Below are 18,287 nucleotides of genomic sequence, written 5' to 3'. Positions count from 1 at the left end.
CCACGCATCATCTTCTCGGCGTACCCCTCATTGGCCGAGCGTGCCGCGTTCACTGTGTAGCGGGAATGCCCCGGGTTTGTATCGCTCAAGTTACAAAGGCGTCCGCCGACACCCTGTTCAGGAAGTCTATTACTCACTTGAACAGGGAAGTGCCATGTCAGCGATTTCTTCGGTCACCTCATCCGCGGCATTGATGCCGGTGGTCAAACCGGCGGCCACCGTCGCGGTGAATGACAGCGCCGTTGCTGGCACCACCGGCGCCTCGCCGTCATCCGTCGTCATGCTGGGCCAGGACGCCAAGGTCAGCGAGCCGCTGACCTACAACGTCCGCGGGCTGATGGGGGATGGCAACGTCCCGCCGGCCTGGGAGTACACCCGCCAGGACAAAGTCTCGCTGGCGATGGCGGGCAACTTCAGCACCTCCGCCACGGCGGGGCGTTTCCAGGGCCTGGGCGCAACGTTGCTCAGTCAGTTGGCCCAGACCGGCCAGAACATTTCCCAATCGGTGCTGCGCTCGACGACCGGCAAAGCGCTGGAGCCGGCGGAACTCGCCGCCGCCCAGGACCGCCTGCACAGTAATCCGGCCAACAGCATCAGCCTCACCCTGAAAACCGCCAGCGGCAAAACCATCGAGCTCAGCCTTGCCAGTCAGGACGATGGCCTCGCGGTGCAGGCCCAGGTGAGCGGCGGCGAACTCAGCGACGACGAGCTGAACGCACTGAACGCCATGGCGGACGGCTTTCAGTCGGCCATCGACGGCCTGACAGCCAAGCCGCCGACCCTGAAACTCGACGCCCTGACCCATTTCGACGCCAAGGCCTTCGCCTCCGTGGATTTGAAAACCAGCCTCAAGCTGGAAGACGGCAGCGCCCAGACCCTTGAACTGCATGCCGACGCCGACCAGCGTTCGGTGCGCATGAGTGGCGCGCTGGGCAATCTCGACCTTTCGGTTGACCTGAAAAACGCGGCCATTCGTGGTGACAGCGCTCAGCAGGCCAAGGCGCTGGACGGCTATGTCAGCCAGATCGAGGCGGCGCGCAAGCGTGGCGACGGCGATGCACAGTTGCTGTCGATGTTTGAGGACGCCTTCAAAACCCTGCACAGCCAGTACCCGGACACCCGCGTTTCCTCGGCGCCGCAGACCGTCAACTCGATCGAGCTCGCCGACACTGACCACGGCCTGTTGACCGGCCTCGGCGACTTCAGCGCGTCGGTCAGCGAGAAGAGCGTCGAGGGCAACCCGGGCCGCCCCGGTGAGCTCGATTCCTTTGCTTACACCTTGTCGCAGACCACCCAGTCCAAGGGACGCGATCAGATGAACCGGACCATCGTTCAGAACCAGCAATCGCAGCTGACCGCCAGTTACCACAAGCCCCTGCCAGGCGGGCAAAAGCTGGCGTTGAGCACCGATCCGACAACACAGAATTACCTGTATTACGAGGTCAGCGACCAGGCCAGCAGCAAGACCAGCATCGGCTATAAAAAAGGTGAGTTGGTCGATGCGACGCTGAGTCAGTCCGCCAGCCAGTCGACGCGCATTGCCAAGTACGTAATGGGCCGCCTGGAGAAAGACACCCACACGCCGATCTCCACCTCCAAAACCCAGAACTTCCTCAGCGTGCTGCAGCAGGCCTTGCAACAGGACAAAGAGGCGAAGCAGGGCCGTGGCGCGTCGACGCTGAAAGGCACCCTGGCCGGGATTCACGCCAAGGTGCTGCTGCAGAGTGATCCGTCGAAGCTGGATGGCTGATAGCGGTATAGCCTTGGTTTTGCGGCGTGACACCCAACGCTTTCCCGGCTAAAGCCGGTCCCACTAAGTGCGCGTCGTTCCTCATATTGGGACACTGCCAGAACCATTGGCCGCGCACGATGCTTTTTGTGGGACCGGCTTCAGCCGGGAAGGGGGCAGTGGGATCAGCCTCAGATTCCGGCCTTGCTCCAGCCGCCAGGCGCTCGAAGTCCTCAACCTGACAAACCTCAAGCATCCGGCTATAAACAAAGCGTGCCAAGCACTTTGCTGTCCCCAGAGGCTAAAAGCCCGGAGTGTGATCGATGATTGACCGTGAGCCACCGTATCCCCGCAAACCGCCGCTCAGTAATTCCCAAAAACTCGCACGCCTGGCCGGCATTGGCCTGATCGTTCTGGTCGTCGCGGGCGCCTTCGCCTACGTCAATGGCAGCCTCGACCCCCGGCGACTGACCCCCGCGCGGGTCGTTGACGTGTTCGAACGCAACAACGGTGTGCATCCCGGTTACCGTCGCAACCACCCGAAAGGCATCTGCGTGGCCGGCTACTTCGAGAGCAACGGTGCCGCGGCCAGCCTGTCCAAAGCCGAAGTGTTCGCCAGCGGGCGCACGCCGGTGATCGGGCGTCTGGCCGTGCCCACCGGCAACCCGTATTCCCCTGACAGCGCTGCGCCCCTGCGCAGTTTCGCCGTGCAGTTCACCCAGCCCAACGGCCAGCAGTGGCGCACGGGCATGAACAGCATGCCGGTGTTTCCGGTCGCGACGCCTGAAGCATTCATTGACCTGCAGATCGCCACCGGCCCTGACCCCAAGACCGGCAAACCCGACCCGGCGAAACCCCCGGCGTTCTTCGCCGCGCACCCGGAAGCCCAGCCTTTTCTGGCGTGGGTCAAGACGGCCAAGCCTTCGGCCAGTTTCGTCACCGAGACCTACAACAGCGTCAACGCCTTCGTGCTGGTGGACGCCAGCGGCAAGCGCCAGCCTGTGCGCTGGAGTCTGGTGCCGGAAGCCACCGATGCAGCGCCCGCGCCTGACGCCAAGGAATATCTGGACAAGGACCTCAGCGACAGACTGGCCAGCGGCCCACAACGCTGGAAGCTGATGCTGACGCTGGCCAACCCTCAGGACCCGACCAACGACGCGTCCAAAGCCTGGACCGGCGAGCACAAGACCGTGGATGCCGGGACCCTGGTGGTCAATTCCGACAGCCCGCAACTGGATGGCGACTGCCGCGACATCAATTACGATCCGCTGATCTTGCCCAGCGGCATCGAAGGCTCGGATGACCCGCTGCTCGCCGCGCGCTCGGCGGCCTACGCTGCGTCCTACATGCGCCGCACCAGTGAAGTCGATCAGCTGAAAGCCGAGCCCGCCCAGGAGAAACAGCCATGAGTACGCCCGTCAAGCATTTCGCCCCACTGGCGCGCCTGCTGCACTGGCTGATGGCCCTGATGGTCATCGCCATGCTGTTCATCGGCGCCGGCATGGTGGCTTCGGTGTCCGAGCGCCACGAGTGGCTGCTGAACCTGCACAAGCCCCTGGGTATCGCGATTCTGCTGCTGGTCATTGTCAGGATCGTCGTCCGGGTCACTACTCAAACGCCGCCGTTGCCGGCTGACCTGCCGGCCGTGCAGGCGCTGGCCGCCAAGCTGTCCCATTACGTGCTGTATGGGTTGATGCTGGCGATGCCGCTGATTGGCTGGGCGATGATTTCAGCCGCCGGGGACCCGGTCATGCTCGGCAGTTCGGTGCGCCTGCCGTCCATCGTCGCGGCCAACCCGGAAACCTTCGCGCTGCTGCGCAAGGCCCACGCCTATCTGGCGTACCTGTTCTTCCTGACAATTCTGGCGCATCTGGCAGCGGCGCTGTTTCACGGCTGGGTGAGGCGGGATGAGGTGCTGGACAGCATGCTGCGGGGTAAATCGCGGGGTTGATGTTGCCGTGATTGACCGCGGCGAATAAGGCAGACGACATCGCCAGTGGGTTTAACCCCGCTGGCGATGTCGTTTATGGACGCCGGTCAACCTGTCGACATCAGGCGGCGGTTCAGCGCAAGACGGACACCATCTGCCCCAGGGTGGTCAGCACATCGCGGGCCAGCTGTTTCGAACGCTGGCCCGACCAGCCGGTGACGACATCGGGGGCATCGTCGTTGTCCTTGAACGGCATTTCAAGCGTCAGCGACAGGCACTTGTAGCGCTCGCCGACGCTGTTGCACGCCAGGTTCATGTTGGCCTTGCCCGGCGCCGATTTCGGATAGCCGTACTTGCTCTGGAAGTCCCGGGTCAAGCCGCTCAAACGCGCGCGGAAGTCAGCTTCCAGTTGCGCTTGCTGGTCGGTGTACCCCGGATTGCCTTCGCAGGCGGCGGTGAAGACGTAGGGAATTTCCTCATCGCCGTGTACGTCGAGGAACATGTCCACGCCGTATTTTTCCATCTGCTCTTTGACGAAGAACACTTCCGGGCTCAGCTCGGGGGTCGTGTCCTGCCAGGCGCGATTCAGGTCCTTGCCTTGGGCGTTGGTGCGCAAATGCCCGTGGAACGACCCGTCCGGGTTCATGTGCGGCACCAGATACAGGTCCGCCGAGGCCAGCAAGGCCTGCAACTCAGGGTCGTTTTCCTGAAGCCGCTCGATGATGCCTTCCATGAACCACTCGGCCATGTGCTCGCCGGGGTGCTGTTGCGCGATGATCCAGATGTTGCGCTTGCCCGCCGCGCCGTCGCCCTTGCGCAGCAGCGGAATATCACGGCCTTCGACGCTCTTGCCGGTGGCGATCAACTGGGTGCCGGCCTTATTCAGCGCCTGATCCACCAGCCAGTCGTGGCGCTCGCGGCTGTAGGGTTCGAAGTAGGCGAACCACACTTGGGATTCGCTGGGCGTCAGCTCGAAGTTCAGCGCTTTGCCGTCGAACTGGCTCGGCACGCGGAACCAGGTTTTCTGATCGTAGGAGGCCACTGCGTTGTAGCCGGTCCAGGCGCGGTTGTAGCTCGACTCGCCGGCGTTGGTCAGGCTGAAGCCGTGGGGCTCGCCGATCTGCAGGCCGTCAACCTTGAAGTGGAACCACTGGAAATGCGCGCTGCGGGTATCGGGACGGATCGCCAGTTGCACGGCTTTAGGGTTACTGGCGTCAAGCACGACGATGTTGCCGCTGTCAAAATCGGCGGAGATGGAAAGGGCGGTTTGAGTCACGGGAGCGTCCTGGTTGCATGATCTGCCATTACGAAGCCATCGGGGAGGCAAGCAGGCCGGACCTGATTGCCTCGCTGGGCTGTTATGACAATTACTTTACACGCAACCGATAGGGGGACGGCGACAGAATAGTTCGCTAAAGAGTCAGGGGCGGCTTCAACTATAGGCCTCGGCAGTGACCAGCAGGCCGCACAGCAACATCGTCACCAGCAACCAGCCGAAATAGACCCGCGGTTTGTGCCGATGCCAGCCACTGGCGCCGAGGATGGCGGCGGGTGCATGCAACGTGCGCCAGAACTGCTCGGTGTTCTGAAACGCCGCCAGGTGCCGGGGATCGGCGTCGAGCCAGTGACGAAACTCGATGCGCTGACTCGCCGTGGCCTGGGAGCTTTGCAGGTGCACGTACCAGCCCAAGGCCTGAAGCAGAACCGCACGGGACGGGTCATGTTCGGCGGGCTCGCTGACGCAATGCTCAAGCGCAACCGTCATGCAGCGTTCGACGGTGCGAGCGTCCACGTCAAGCAGGCGGGCGATATCAGTGTAGGAAAGGGCGTCGAGACGGCTCAGCAGAAAAACCTGCAGCACCCTGCGAGGCAGCCGCTGAAGGCGGCGTCGGTAAAGATCAGTTTCGGCGCTCGCGCCCGGGGAGGGCGACACGGGGGAAGCGGTCATCAACGAGTCGAGGAGCTGAGTCATGGCGTCTTGCTCACTGTTTGAATAGCGGCGGTCGCGGAAAACAACGTCGTGAATGTGGAGGTTTTTACTGAATGTGTCAGTTTTTGACAGCTGCAACGGCCCATCGCTCGATCCATTTGCTATGATGCGCGCCATCGAAAAGGCAGATCACCGTCGAACCCTCTTCATTAGCCTGAAGACGCAACACCCGACCGAACCCAGACCCGAAAAGGGCATAAAAAAAAGACCCGGCTATAAGCCGGGTCAAAAACCGTGATTAGCCTGATGAGGAGATAATCCGGAAGCCGACCTAAGGCTTCTGGGTTACCAACCAGTCTCGCGACCGGTTGCGCTCAATAATAATCATTCCCATTTGAGAGTCAATGCTTTTTTCGCCCCTCGGTGAAAAGAGTTTTTTGTGCGTGGGCGGTTCTTGCCTCGCCTCTCAGTCAATCGGCGTATCAGTCGATCGGCAATTCTGTCGTGCGCTTCACCACACTCATCGCGATGTTCGAATGCGCCTCCTGCACATGGGGGCTTTGCAGCAGGTGGTCGCGCAGAAAACGCTCGTAGCTGGCGATGTCCTGCACGACGACCTTGAGCAGGAAATCCATGTCGCCGGCCATGGTGTAGCACTCCAGCACTTCGCGAAATCCGGTGATCGCCTCCTCGAACTCCGTCAGGTACTTGCGCCCGTGGCCGGACAGCTTGACGTCGACGAACACCGTCATGGTCAGCCCGAGCTTGGCCGGGTTGAGCAGGGCGACCTTGCGCTCGATGATGCCTTCTTCTTCCAGGCGATTGATGCGCCGCCAGCAGGGTGATTGCGAAAGTTCGACACGCTCGGCGATCTCGGCGGCGGAGAGATTGGCGTCGTGTTGCAACAGACGGAGGATCTTGCGATCGATGGGGCTGAGCTTGACCTGCATGAATTGACCCTTTTTTATTCTTGAACGGGAACGGGCATGCACGATATGAGCAGATTCGCGCCGATTTAGGAAGAAAAAGCCTGCGTCGGGCAGGCAGTATTTTGTCTGTGACCGTTGGGCTGAACCGTCCTGGCGGCGAGGTGCTGGCAAGGCTGTAAAATGCCGCTGGCGCCGCATTCAAAACGCACTAATAAAAATAAAGGAGTGCCTGAATGTCCCTGGCTGATATTCGTCTGGACGATAAGTACCGACTCGCAACCGGCAATCTGTACCTGACCGGAACCCAGGCGCTGACCCGCCTGCCGATGCTGCAGAAGCAGCGCGACGAAGCCCGCGGGCTCAACACCGCCGGGTTCATCTCGGGCTATCGCGGCTCGCCGTTGGGCAACCTCGACAAGAGCCTGTGGGACGCCAAGGAATATCTCCAGCAGAACGCCATTCATTTCCAGCCCGGCGTCAACGAAGAGCTCGCCGCGACGGCGGTCTGGGGCAGTCAGCAAGTCAATCTGTTCCCCCACGGCAAATACGACGGCGTCTTCGCCCTCTGGTACGGCAAAGGCCCGGGCGTTGACCGCTGCGGCGACGTGTTCAAGCACGGCAACTCGGCGGGCGTTGCCGAAAAGGGTGGCGTGCTGATCCTCGCCGGCGACGACCATGGCTGCAAATCCTCGACCATCGCGCACCAGAGCGAACACGCCTTCATCGCTTCGATGATTCCGGTGCTGAACCCCAGCAACGTCCAGGAAATCCTCGATTACGGCATCATCGGCTGGGAGCTATCACGCTACAGCGGTTGCTGGGTGGCCATGAAGACCATCGCCGAAAACGTCGATTCCTCGGCCGTGGTCGAAGTCGATCCGCTGCGCATCCAGACGCAGATCCCCGAAGACTTCCAGATTCCCGAAGGCGGCCTGCACATTCGCTGGCCCGACCCGCCCCTCGCTCAGGAAGCGCGCCTCAACACCTACAAAATCTACGCCGCCCGTGCGTTCGCCCGGGCCAACAATCTCAACAAAGTGGTGATCGATTCGCCGCAGGCGCGTCTGGGCATCATCACCACCGGCAAGTCTTACCTCGATGTGCGTCAGGCCCTGGAAGAACTGGGTATCGACGAGGACCTGTGCGCCTCGGTGGGCATACGCGTGCTCAAGGTCGGCATGAGCTGGCCGCTGGAACCGGTGTCGGTGCACGGTTTTGCGGAAGGGCTGGACGAAATCCTTGTGGTCGAGGAGAAACGCAGCGTGATCGAGGATCAGCTGACCGGCCAGCTGTACAACTGGCCGGTGGATCAGCGTCCTCGCGTGGTCGGTGAGTTCGATGAAGAAGGCCGTTCGCTGCTGCCCAACTTGGCCGAGCTGACGCCGGCGATGATCGCCCGGGTCATCGCCAAACGCCTTGCGCCGATTTACAGCAGCCCGAAAATCGACGCGCGTCTGCAATTTCTGGCCGACAAGGAAAAGGCCCTTGCCGCGCCGCTGTTCAACACCCAGCGCACCCCGCATTTCTGCTCGGGCTGCCCGCACAACACCTCGACCCGTGTGCCGGAGGGCAGTCGCGCCCTGGCCGGGATCGGTTGCCATTACATGACCATCTGGATGGACCGGGAAACCGAGACGTTCACCCAGATGGGCGGCGAGGGCGTGACCTGGATCGGGCAGGCGCCGTTTACCGAAACCCCCCACGTGTTCCAGAACCTGGGTGACGGCACCTACTTTCACTCCGGGCATCTGGCGCTGCGGGCGGCGGTCGCTTCGAAGGTCAACATCACCTACAAGATCCTCTACAACGACGCCGTCGCCATGACCGGCGGCCAGCCCATCGATGGCGTGCTGCGGGTGGATCAACTGAGCCGGCAGGTGTTCAACGAAGGCGTGCAGCGCATTGCGCTGGTGTCGGATGAACCGGAGAAATACCCAAGCCGCGAGCAGTTCGCGCCGATTACTACCTTCCACCACCGTAGCGACCTCGACGCCGTGCAGCGCGAGTTGCGTGAGTTCAAAGGCGTGTCGGTGATCATCTACGACCAGACCTGCGCCACTGAGAAACGCCGTCGCCGCAAACGCGGCACGATGGTGGATCTGGACAAGCGCGCCATCATCAACCCGGCCGTGTGCGAGGGCTGCGGCGATTGTGGCGTCAAATCGGGCTGTCTGTCGGTGCTGCCGAAGGAAACCCCGGAAGGCCGCAAGCGCGAAATCGACCAGAGCGCGTGCAACAAGGACTTCAGCTGCGTCGAAGGCTTCTGCCCGAGCTTCGTCACGGTGCATGGCGGCAAGCTGCGCAAGCCACAGTTGCCCAAGCAGGCCCAGGCGTTCGCTGAACTGCCGCAACCGACACTGCCGAGCCTTGCTGAGCCGTACAACATTTTGCTGCCGGGTGTGGGTGGCACCGGCGTAACCACGGTTGGCGCGATGCTGGGTTATGCGGCGAATCTGGAAGGCAAGGGCTGCAGCGTGCTAGACCAGGCCGGTCTGGCACAGAAGTTCGGCCCGGTGGTCAGCCACATCCGTATCGCCGCGCGGCAGGAAGACCTGTTCGCCGTGCGCATCGCCGCCGGTGAGGCGCATCTGCTGCTCGGTTGCGACCTGTTGGTGGCGTCGGGGCCCGATGCGATCGCCAAGCTCAACAGCGCGAAAACCCATGCGGTGATCAACAGTCAGCAGACGCCGACCGCTGAATTCACTCGCAATCCCGACGCCGAGTTCCCGGCCGAAGCGATGATGCAGACCATCCGCGAAGCCGTCGGCGCCGAGAAAACGCACTTTGTGCAGGCGACGGACCTGGCGACCAAATTGATGGGCGACAGCATTGCCAGCAACCTCTTTATGCTCGGTTATGCCTTCCAACTGGGGTTGATTCCGTTGACCTCTGCGGCCATCGAAAAAGCCATTGAGCTTAACGGCGTGGCGGTCAATCTGAACCAGCAAGCGTTCCTGTGGGGGCGTCGTGCGGCGTTTGACTTGCGAGCGGTGCAAGCAGCGGCCAATCCGCAGACCCAGCCAGCGCCGGACCCAGAACACCTGACCCTGGAGGAGCGCGTTACACGCAATGTTCACGGCTTAATCGCCTATCAGAACGGCGCGCTGAGCGAGCGTTACCTGACGCTGGTGAATCGGGTGCGGGATGCCGAAGCGCGGCTGTTCCCCGGCCAGCCGCCTGCGTTGACCGAGGCGGTGGCGTTTAATTACTTCAAGCTCCTGGCCTACAAGGACGAGTACGAAGTGGCGCGGCTGTACAGCAATGGCGACTTCACCCGTCAGCTGGAAGCGCAGTTTGAGGGCGATTACCGCATCGAGTTTCACCTGGCGCCGTCCTGGCTGGCCAAGCGCGACCCGAACAACGGCACCCCGCGCAAACGCAGTTTCAGGCCGTGGATGTTGAAGGCCTTCGACGTCCTGGCACGGTTCAAATTCCTGCGCGGCACAGTGCTCGATCCGTTCGGCCGCAGCGTCGAGCGTCGTCAGGAACGTGAGTTGATTGATGCCTATGTCGGCGACATCGAGCTGATCCTTGGCCACCTCAGTGCGAGCAACCGCCATACCGCGCTGAGTCTGGCACGGCTTCCGGAACGCATTCGCGGTTATGGTCACGTCAAGGAAAGCGCCATGAAAGCAGCGGCATTGCAGGCGGCGCGTATGCGCCAGAGTTTGGTCAGTGGCGAGGTGGAAGTGCTGAAGTTGTATGAAGTAGCGGCGTAACGAATGGGAGGAGGTCGTTCAGGCCTCCTCTGATCGAACTGGATGCATCGCTTAGTAGGATCGGCTTTAGCCGGGAAGACGCCGGTATTGCCACGCTCGATTTCGCGGCGTGACGACTGAAGCTTTCCCGGCTGAAGCCGGTCCTACATTTGCGTTCGCACACAATTTCATTGGACACACGAATCGTTGTAGGACCGGCTTTAGCCGGGAAGGGGCCATTGTGAACGCCATCGATTTTGCGGTGCGCCACCTGACGTCTTCCCGGCTAAAGCCGGTCCTACATTCGCGTTCACGCCCGATCCCACCGGGGTTTTGACATTTATTCAGCGGCCAACTCCACCAGCACTGTCCCTTCCTTGACCATCTCGCCTTCGGCGCAACAGAGCGCTGCGACGGTCCCCGCCGTGTTCGCGCGGATGCTGTGTTCCATTTTCATCGCTTCCAGGACCACCAGCGGTGTACCGACTTGCACCTGTTCGCCCACGCTGACCAACACCCGAACGATGCTGCCATTCATGGGCGCGGTGAGGCCGCCCTGGTGCCCGTGGCTGGAATCCACTTCGGCAATCGGGTCAACCTGTTGAATGGCGTGCACGTCGCCCTGCCATCGCAGGTAAAGCGTGTCGGCCCGACGAATTGCAATCGTCTGGTGACGCACGCCGTCCCGCTCGATCAACAGGCGCTCGCCGTTCAGCCGAACGCCTTGCTGCGAGTCACCACGCAGCACGATGCTCCGGGTTTCGGCGCCACACGCCGGGTGCAACGTCACTTCGCCAGGACCGCCGAGGCGCAGGCCGTTGGTGGTTGACCAGGGTGAATGGGCGTCGTCGGTTCTGACCGCCACTGGCGCGGTGCTCAGATATGCCCGCGCCGCCAATTGCCAGAACGCCTCCGTCAAACCCTCAGCCGCTGGCAGCAGCTCCTCCTGATAGCGAGGGATAAACCCGGTGTCCAGTTCCGCTTCAGCGAAAGCCGGGTGCGCGATGATCCGGCGCAGAAACGCAAGATTGGTGCGCAGGCCGCCGATGGCGAATTCATCCAGCATCGCCAGCAGCCGCAAACGCGCTTGTTCGCGGGTCTCCCCCCAGGCAATCAGTTTGCCGAGCATCGGGTCATAGAACGGCGAGACCTCGTCACCTTCCGCCACACCGCTGTCCACGCGACGTCCCGGCCCCGCAGTTGATTCGCGATACAGCGACAGCGTTCCGGTCGCAGGGAGAAAGTCGTTGGCCGGGTCTTCGGCATACAGTCGCACTTCAATCGCGTGGCCGTTGAGGGGAACCTCGGCCTGGGTGATCGGCAGCGGCTCGCCCTGGGCCACGCGAATCTGCCAGGCCACCAGGTCCAGCCCGGTGATCGCCTCGGTCACCGGGTGCTCGACCTGCAGGCGCGTGTTCATTTCCATGAAGAAGAAATCCCCACGGGCATCCAGCAGAAACTCCACCGTGCCCGCGCCGACATAGCCGATCGCCTGCGCCGCGCACACAGCCGCTTCGCCCATGGCCTGACGCATCTGCGGTGTCAGGCCCGGTGCGGGGGCTTCTTCGACGACTTTCTGGTGACGGCGCTGAATCGAGCAGTCGCGCTCGTTGAGGTACAGGCAGTGGCCGTGCTGGTCAGCGAATACCTGAATTTCCACGTGGCGCGGCTTGAGCACGTACTTTTCGACGAGCATGCGCGAATCGCCGAACGACGACTGCGCCTCACGTTGCGCGGACGCCAGCGCTTCGGCCAGGTCGTCGTCGCGCTCAACCACCTTCATGCCCTTGCCGCCACCGCCAGCCGTGGCCTTGAGCAGCACCGGATAACCGATGCGGGCGGACGCTTCGCGGAAGGTTGCGGCGTCTTGCGCATCGCCGTGATAGCCGGGCACTAGCGGCACCCCAGCGGTTTCCATCAGCGACTTGGCCGCCGATTTGCTGCCCATGGCGTCAATGGCCGAGGCGGGCGGACCGAGGAAGATCAGGCCTGCCTGTTCCACCGCGCGGGCAAAGCCTGCGTTTTCCGAGAGAAACCCATAACCCGGGTGGATGGCTTGGGCGCCACTGGCCTTGGCGGCTGCAATCAGCTTGTCGCTCCGCAGATAGCTCTCGCTGGCCTTGCTGCCGCCGAGGTTCACCGCGATGTCAGCCTCACGGACGTGCCGCGCGTTGCTGTCCGTGGCGCTGTGCACGGCAACGGTGGTCAGGCCCATGGCCTTGGCCGTGCGCATGACCCGGCAGGCGATTTCACCCCGGTTGGCGATCAGCACCGAATTCAGCGGTTGTGTGTGGGGGGCGCTCATCAGTGCGACTCTCCTTGTGGGGCACGCAGGGCCTGTGGTGTTTGAGACAGCGTGCCGGGCTCGCCGCGCCAGGCTGGTTCGCGCTTTTGCAGAAACGCGCGCAGACCTTCCTGGCCTTCGGCGCTGACGCGAATGCGCGCAATGGCGTTCTCGCAATAGCGGCGCAGGGCAGGGGTCAACTCACCGTCGGCGACTTCGCGCAGCAGGTCTTTGCTGACGCGCATGGCCTGGGGGCTGTTGAGCAGCAGGTTGGCGATCCAGTGTTCCAGGTGCTGCTCAAGCTCGGCGGCGGGGTAACACTCGGCCAGCAGGCCGATTTCCCGCGCCCGGGTGCCGTCGAAGCGTTCGGCGGTCAGGGCATAGCGTCGCGCGTGGCGTTCGCCAATCGCTTGCACCACGAACGGGCTGATCACCGCCGGGGCGAGCCCGATCTTCACTTCCGAGAGGCAGAACTGCGCGTCTTCAGCGCCGATGGCCATGTCGCAACAACTGATCAGGCCCAGTGCGCCGCCATAAGCCGCGCCTTGCACCACGGCGAGGGTCGGCGCCTTGAACTTGGCGAGGTTGTACATCAACTCGCCCAGCTCCCGGGCGTCGCCCAGGTTGGTGTTGTAATCGAGGTTGGCCGACTCCTGCATCCAGGCCAAGTCGGCGCCGGCGCTGAAGTGCCGACCGCGTCCGCGCAACAGCAGAAAACGCAAGCTGTCGTCCCGCTGCAACTGGTCGAGGGCGATGATCAGCTCGCGAATCATCTGCGCGTTGAAGGCGTTGTTTTTCTCCGGCCGGTTGAGCCAGAGCGTGGCGAACCCTCGTGGGTCGAGGGCGATGTCGAGGGTGGCGAAATCATTCATGGGGCGATTCTCTCGGGTCACATCCGGAACACGCCGAAGCGGGTCGATTCGATGGCGGCGTTGAGCGAGGCACTGATGGCCAGGCCGAGAATGTCGCGGGTCTGGGCGGGGTCGATGACACCGTCGTCCCACAGCCGGGCGCTGGAATACCAGGGATGGCCCTGATGCTCGTACTGATCGAGGATCGGCTGGCGCAACGCGGCTTCCTCCTCGACGCTGAAGGTCTGGCCCCTGCGTTCGGCCTGCTCGCGCTTGACCTGGACCAGCACGCCGGCGGCCTGTTCGCCGCCCATGACACCGATCCGCGCGTTGGGCCACATCCACAGAAAGCGCGGGTCGTAGGCGCGGCCGCACATGCCGTAGTTACCTGCGCCGAAGCTGCCGCCGATGATCACCGTGAACTTTGGCACCTTCGCGCAGGCGACGGCGGTGACCAGCTTGGCGCCGTGCTTGGCGATGCCGCCGGCCTCGTATTTCTGGCCAACCATGAAGCCGGTGATGTTCTGCAGAAACAACAGCGGAATGCCGCGCTGGCAGGCCAGTTCGATGAAGTGCGCGCCTTTCTGCGCGGCTTCGGCGAAGAGGATGCCGTTGTTGGCGAGGATGGCGATCGGGTAGCCGTGCAGGTGGGCGAAGCCGCAGACCAGCGTAGTCCCGAACAGCGCCTTGAATTCATCGAACACCGAACCGTCCACCAGACGCGCGATGACTTCGCGCACGTCGAACGGCTGCTTGGCGTCTGCCGGAATCACGCCGTACAGCTCGTCATCGGCATACAGCGGCGCCTGGGGCGGGCGGGTCTGCAACTGGCCGAGCTTGCGCCAGTTCAGGTTGGCCACGCAGCGTCGTGCCAGGGCCAGCGCATGGTCATCGCTGTCGGCGTAATGATCGGCCACGCCGGAGATTTTACAGTGTACGTCGGCGCCGCCGAGGTCTTCGGCGCTGACCACCTCGCCCGTGGCGGCTTTCACCAACGGCGGCCCGGCGAGAAAGATCGTCGCCTGTTCGCGGACCATGATGGTTTCGTCAGCCATGGCCGGCACATAGGCGCCGCCAGCGGTGCAGGAGCCCATGACCACCGCGATCTGGGCGATGCCCTCGGCGCTCATGTTGGCCTGGTTGAAGAAGATCCTGCCGAAGTGCTCGCGGTCCGGGAACACCTCGTCCTGGCGGGGCAGGTTGGCGCCGCCGGAGTCCACCAGGTAGATGCACGGCAGGCGGTTCTGCTGGGCGATGGTCTGGGCGCGCAGGTGTTTTTTCACGGTCAGCGGGTAATACGTGCCGCCTTTCACCGTCGCGTCGTTGGCGATGATCATGCATTCGACGCCTTCGACCCGGCCAATGCCGGCGATCAGCCCTGCAGCCGGGACGTCTTCGCCGTACACGTCATGGGCGGCGAGCTGGCTGAGTTCGAGGAAGGGCGAACCGAGGTCGAGCAGGCGATTGATCCGCTCCCGGGGCAGCAATTTGCCCCGGGAGGTATGGCGTTCCTGGGCTTTGACACCGCCGCCGCGCTGGACGTGGTCGAGCAGGCTGTGCAACGCATCGAGCTGCTTGCGCATGGCGTCGCTGTTGGCAGCGAATTCCGGCGAACGCGGGTTGATCTGGGTGTGCAGAGTGGTCATGGGGCCTCCGGCGCGGTCAGCGGGTTTCGTTGAACAGCTCACGCCCGATCAGCATGCGGCGGATCTCGCTGGTGCCGGCGCCGATCTCGTAGAGCTTGGCGTCGCGCAGCAGTCGTCCGGCCGGGAATTCGTTGATGTAGCCGTTGCCGCCGAGAATCTGGATGGTGTCGAGGGCAAACTGTGTCGCCCGTTCGGCGGCGTAAAGGATCACCCCGGCGGCGTCCTTGCGCGTGGTCTCGCCGCGCTCGCAGGCCTGGGCCACGGCGTACAGGTAGGCGCGGCTGGCGTTGAGCTGGGTGTACATGTCGGCGACCTTGCCTTGGATCAGCTGGAACTCGCCGATGCTCTGGCCGAACTGTTTGCGGTCGTGAATGTAAGGCAGCACCACGTCCATGCAGGCTTGCATGATCCCGACCGGTCCGCCGGAGAGCACGACACGCTCGTAATCCAGACCGCTCATCAGCACCTTCACGCCACCGTTCAGCGCACCGAGCAGGTTTTCTTCCGGCACCTCGACGTCATCGAAGAACAGCTCGCAGGTGTTGGAGCCGCGCATGCCGAGCTTGTCGAACTTGTTGCCCCGCGAGAAGCCGTGCCAGTCGCGCTCTACGATGAACGCGCTGATGCCGTGGGCAGCTTTTTCCAGGTCGGTCTTCGCGTAGATCACGTAGGTGTTGGCGTCAGGGCCGTTGGTGATCCAGGTCTTGCTGCCGTTGAGGACGAAGCGGTCGCCCCGTCGGTCGGCGCGCAGCTTCATTGAGACCACGTCGGAACCGGCGTTGGGTTCGCTCATCGCCAAGGCACCGACGTGCTCGCCGCTGATCAGTCTGGGCAGGTAGCGGGCTTTCTGTTCGGGCGTGCCGTTGCGATTGATCTGGTTGACGCAGAGATTGGAGTGGGCGCCGTAGGACAACGCCGCGGAGGCGGAGCCCCGGCTGATTTCTTCCATGGCGATGACATGGGCCAGATAGCCGAGGCCCGCGCCGCCGTATTGCTCATCGACGGTGATGCCCAGCAGACCCATGTCGCCGAATTTGCGCCACATGTCGGCGGGGAAGAGGTTGTCTTTGTCGATCTGTGCAGCGCGCGGGTCGAGCTCGGCAGCGACGAAGGCGCGCACTTGATCGCGCAGCATGTCGAGGGTTTCGCCGAGGCCGAAGTTGAGCGTGGGGTAATTCATGGACTGCATCCCGTGTTGTTATTGGAGGGCTGTCAGGGGGGAAGATGATGTGCACCTTTACGTTAACGTAAGCCTGCGGTCATGCTGATGTCAACGGGAACGAGGCGTTGGTCCGGGGAATACTGAAGGGGGGAGAGGTTTACAAATGCCGGATAGCACGAAGGGGAGCCTGGGCTCCCCTTCAAGTTCGATTGCATGCTCGTTTTTATTGTTAGGTGGCCTGTTGTTGTTTTTGTCAGCCAGCCTCTTTTGCTTTTCTGAGCGACCCCCGAACGGGGCCAAGAGCAAACGTATTTTTTTGAGCGCTGATCCGCTTCGATCTTTCGATCCGACTGGTCTGGTAGCTGCCTAAACGCAGTTTTATTGTTCTCAGTCCGGTCATGAGGCCAGGGCCTCAAGTAGAGCGGTCCACTCCAAAAAAATCAGTTAGCTGCGTCTCTGTCCGTGTTGTTCTTGTTATGTCAGAGCCGATACGTCTTGTTTTTATTGGGTTATTGCATTTGTTATTTTTGTTGTATGTAAGACATAGCAGAAGCCATGCCAACTTTAGGAAGATCCCGGTTTTCGGGGTTTTGCGGACTTCACCGGCCTGGATTCACTGCTGAATCTGTCGCCAGGTGTTTCCGTGTTACCCGTTTCCCTGAACGCGATGGCGGGCAGGGTAACACTGTGTGACAACTTGTCGCACATCAGGCCGACAGACGTGCTCTTGCCACCCGCGAGCCGTTCGCCCGTCCGAGGGTCTCGCTGATGCGCTGGCCTGCTGCGATGAGCTTGTCCAGATCGATACAGGTCTCGATGCCCAGGCCATTCAGCAGGTAAACCACGTCCTCGCTGGCCACGTTGCCGGTTGCGCCTTTGGCGTAAGGGCAGCCGCCGAGGCCGGCCACGGAACTGTCGAACACCTGAATGCCTTCCAGCAGGCTGGCGTAAATATTGGCCAGCGCCTGGCCGTAGGTGTCGTGGAAATGCCCGGCCAATTTGCCGCGCGGGATGTGCCCGGCGACCACGTCGAACAGCGTGCGGGTGGCCCCCGCCGTGCCGGTGCCGATGGTGTCGCCAAGGGACACCTCGTAGCAGCCCATGGCATACAGCTCGTTGGCGACTGCCGCCACTTGCTTCGGCGCAATGTCCCCTTCATAGGGGCAACCGAGCACGCAGGACACGTAGCCGCGAACGCTGATGCCGTGCAGGCGCGCGGCTTCCATGATCGGCAGGAACCGGTCCAGGCTTTCGCTGATCGAGCAGTTGATGTTGCGTTGGGAGAACGATTCCGATGCGGCGGCGAACACGGCGACTTCTTTCACGCCAGCAGCGAGTGCGTCTTCGAACCCCCGCAAGTTAGGCGCCAGTGCGGCGTAGGTCACGCCGTCCCTGCGCTGGATGCCGGCGAACAGTTCAGCGGAGCCGGCCATCTGCGGCACCCATTTCGGCGAAACGAAACTGCCCGCTTCGATATAGCTGACGCCCGCGTCGGCGAGGTCATGCACCAGCTGCAGTTTGTCGCTGACGCTGACGGGGCGGGATTCGTTCTGCAGACCATCCCGAGGGCCGACTTCGACCAGACGCACACGCTGAGGGAGAGACATATCGGAATCGTTCCTGAGAGGTTTGACTTGAGGTGATTGGGTTATCTGGTTGAATCAGCTGGACATTTCCAGCGCGGCTTTGCAGCGTTCTTCAGCGGTGTCGAGCTCCAGCTGCATCTGCTGAATGTCCAGGAGCTGCTGATCCAGTTGAGCGCGACGCTCGGCGATTTTCTCGAGCATGGTGCTCAACTGTTTGTGATTGCCTCCAGTGGGGTCGTACAGACCGATGAGGTCGCGGCACTCGGCCAGGGAAAACCCGATGCGCTTGCCGCGCAGAATCAGCTTGAGGGTGACCTTGTCACGGGGGGAGTAAATACGCTCCTGCCCGCGGCGTTCGGGGCTGAGCATGCCTTGTTCTTCGTAGAAACGGATGGTGCGGGTGGTGATGTCCAGCTCGCGGGCGAGGTCGGAGATGCTGTAGGTGGTAGCTGTCATGGCAGTGCTCGATACGGAAGGCATGGGCGTAACGTAAGTTGGGCTTTACGTTAACGTCAAGCGGCGTTATCAAACACTGGACAGCT

At 62.4% G+C, this 18,287-nt stretch carries 13 protein-coding genes; 4 read left to right on the top strand and 9 right to left on the bottom strand.

Annotated elements, in window-relative coordinates; translation table 11 throughout:
* The first annotated feature begins 154 nt into the window (after positions 1-154).
* From ACYASU_RS01735 to ACYASU_RS01725, 3 genes are all read left to right on the top strand, one after another.
* Positions 155-1,750: a lactate dehydrogenase gene (locus ACYASU_RS01735; protein ID WP_463581737.1), complete on the top strand. Its 1,596-nt coding sequence runs from the start codon at positions 155-157 to the stop codon at positions 1,748-1,750.
* 302 nt (positions 1,751-2,052) lie between these two features.
* On the top strand, positions 2,053-3,138 hold the full coding sequence (locus ACYASU_RS01730) for a catalase family peroxidase (protein ID WP_463581736.1): 1,086 nt from the start codon (positions 2,053-2,055) through the stop codon (positions 3,136-3,138).
* Positions 3,135-3,680 (top strand): cytochrome b, encoded by a 546-nt coding sequence (locus tag ACYASU_RS01725; RefSeq protein WP_192173918.1) that lies wholly within the window; start codon positions 3,135-3,137, stop codon positions 3,678-3,680. Before ACYASU_RS01730 ends, ACYASU_RS01725 begins: the two co-directional genes overlap by 4 nt.
* A 112-nt stretch (positions 3,681-3,792) precedes the next feature.
* Here the strand turns inward: ACYASU_RS01725 and ACYASU_RS01720 are convergent, their stop codons facing one another.
* From ACYASU_RS01720 to ACYASU_RS01710, 3 genes are all read right to left on the bottom strand, one after another.
* Positions 3,793-4,935 (bottom strand): M14 family metallopeptidase, encoded by a 1,143-nt coding sequence (locus ACYASU_RS01720; RefSeq protein WP_463581735.1) that lies wholly within the window; start codon positions 4,933-4,935, stop codon positions 3,793-3,795.
* Between the two features lie 156 nt (positions 4,936-5,091).
* Positions 5,092-5,631, bottom strand: coding sequence for a FecR/PupR family sigma factor regulator (locus tag ACYASU_RS01715; protein ID WP_463581734.1), 540 nt, complete (start codon positions 5,629-5,631; stop codon positions 5,092-5,094).
* Between the two features lie 440 nt (positions 5,632-6,071).
* Complete coding sequence (locus ACYASU_RS01710; RefSeq protein ID WP_065990584.1) at positions 6,072-6,539, bottom strand: Lrp/AsnC family transcriptional regulator; 468 nt, start codon at positions 6,537-6,539, stop codon at positions 6,072-6,074.
* Between the two features lie 212 nt (positions 6,540-6,751).
* Here ACYASU_RS01710 and ACYASU_RS01705 point away from each other — a divergent pair, with 212 nt between their 5' ends.
* Complete coding sequence (locus ACYASU_RS01705) at positions 6,752-10,237, top strand: indolepyruvate ferredoxin oxidoreductase family protein (RefSeq protein WP_463581733.1); 3,486 nt, start codon at positions 6,752-6,754, stop codon at positions 10,235-10,237.
* A gap of 319 nt (positions 10,238-10,556) precedes the next feature.
* Here ACYASU_RS01705 and ACYASU_RS01700 read toward each other — a convergent pair whose 3' ends face one another.
* The 6 genes from ACYASU_RS01700 to ACYASU_RS01675 all read right to left on the bottom strand — a co-directional run bounded on the left by ACYASU_RS01700 (position 10,557) and on the right by ACYASU_RS01675 (position 18,201).
* Complete coding sequence (locus ACYASU_RS01700; protein WP_463581732.1) at positions 10,557-12,521, bottom strand: acetyl/propionyl/methylcrotonyl-CoA carboxylase subunit alpha; 1,965 nt, start codon at positions 12,519-12,521, stop codon at positions 10,557-10,559.
* Positions 12,521-13,372: a gamma-carboxygeranoyl-CoA hydratase gene (locus tag ACYASU_RS01695; RefSeq protein WP_463581731.1), complete on the bottom strand. Its 852-nt coding sequence runs from the start codon at positions 13,370-13,372 to the stop codon at positions 12,521-12,523. The genes ACYASU_RS01700 and ACYASU_RS01695 overlap by 1 nt, the downstream gene beginning before the upstream one ends.
* A 17-nt stretch (positions 13,373-13,389) precedes the next feature.
* The gene (locus tag ACYASU_RS01690; protein ID WP_463581730.1) at positions 13,390-14,997 is read right to left on the bottom strand and encodes a carboxyl transferase domain-containing protein; all 1,608 of its coding nucleotides are present in this window, start codon (positions 14,995-14,997) and stop codon (positions 13,390-13,392) included.
* Positions 14,998-15,013: 16 nt separating this feature from the next.
* A complete protein-coding gene (locus ACYASU_RS01685; RefSeq protein ID WP_463581729.1) occupies positions 15,014-16,177 on the bottom strand; it encodes an isovaleryl-CoA dehydrogenase in 1,164 nt (387 codons plus the stop codon).
* 689 nt (positions 16,178-16,866) lie between these two features.
* On the bottom strand, positions 16,867-17,766 hold the full coding sequence (locus ACYASU_RS01680; RefSeq protein WP_463581728.1) for a hydroxymethylglutaryl-CoA lyase: 900 nt from the start codon (positions 17,764-17,766) through the stop codon (positions 16,867-16,869).
* Positions 17,767-17,820: 54 nt separating this feature from the next.
* Complete coding sequence (locus ACYASU_RS01675) at positions 17,821-18,201, bottom strand: MerR family transcriptional regulator (protein WP_192173909.1); 381 nt, start codon at positions 18,199-18,201, stop codon at positions 17,821-17,823.
* Between the last annotated feature and the right edge of the window lie 86 nt (positions 18,202-18,287).

The sequence above is a fragment of the Pseudomonas sp. HP_12 genome (genome assembly GCF_055283955.1).
Note: the sequence above shows the minus strand (reverse complement) of the source record. Positions and strands in the feature narration are given on the sequence as shown.

Bases quoted from the DNA above. Each gene is read 5' to 3' on its own strand.
- ACYASU_RS01730 (WP_463581736.1), top strand. From the start codon at position 2,053: ATGATTGACCGTGAGCCACCGTATCCCCGCAAACCGCCGCTCAGTAAT.
- ACYASU_RS01680 (WP_463581728.1), bottom strand. From the start codon at position 17,766: ATGTCTCTCCCTCAGCGTGTGCGTCTGGTCGAAGTCGGCCCTCGGGAT.
- ACYASU_RS01685 (WP_463581729.1), bottom strand. From the start codon at position 16,177: ATGAATTACCCCACGCTCAACTTCGGCCTCGGCGAAACCCTCGACATG.
- ACYASU_RS01700 (WP_463581732.1), bottom strand. From the start codon at position 12,521: ATGAGCGCCCCCCACACACAACCGCTGAATTCGGTGCTGATCGCCAAC.
- ACYASU_RS01705 (WP_463581733.1), top strand. From the start codon at position 6,752: ATGTCCCTGGCTGATATTCGTCTGGACGATAAGTACCGACTCGCAACC.
- ACYASU_RS01690 (WP_463581730.1), bottom strand. From the start codon at position 14,997: ATGACCACTCTGCACACCCAGATCAACCCGCGTTCGCCGGAATTCGCT.
- ACYASU_RS01710 (WP_065990584.1), bottom strand. From the start codon at position 6,539: ATGCAGGTCAAGCTCAGCCCCATCGATCGCAAGATCCTCCGTCTGTTG.
- ACYASU_RS01695 (WP_463581731.1), bottom strand. From the start codon at position 13,372: ATGAATGATTTCGCCACCCTCGACATCGCCCTCGACCCACGAGGGTTC.
- ACYASU_RS01735 (WP_463581737.1), top strand. From the start codon at position 155: ATGTCAGCGATTTCTTCGGTCACCTCATCCGCGGCATTGATGCCGGTG.
- ACYASU_RS01725 (WP_192173918.1), top strand. From the start codon at position 3,135: ATGAGTACGCCCGTCAAGCATTTCGCCCCACTGGCGCGCCTGCTGCAC.
- ACYASU_RS01675 (WP_192173909.1), bottom strand. From the start codon at position 18,201: ATGACAGCTACCACCTACAGCATCTCCGACCTCGCCCGCGAGCTGGAC.
- ACYASU_RS01715 (WP_463581734.1), bottom strand. From the start codon at position 5,631: ATGACTCAGCTCCTCGACTCGTTGATGACCGCTTCCCCCGTGTCGCCC.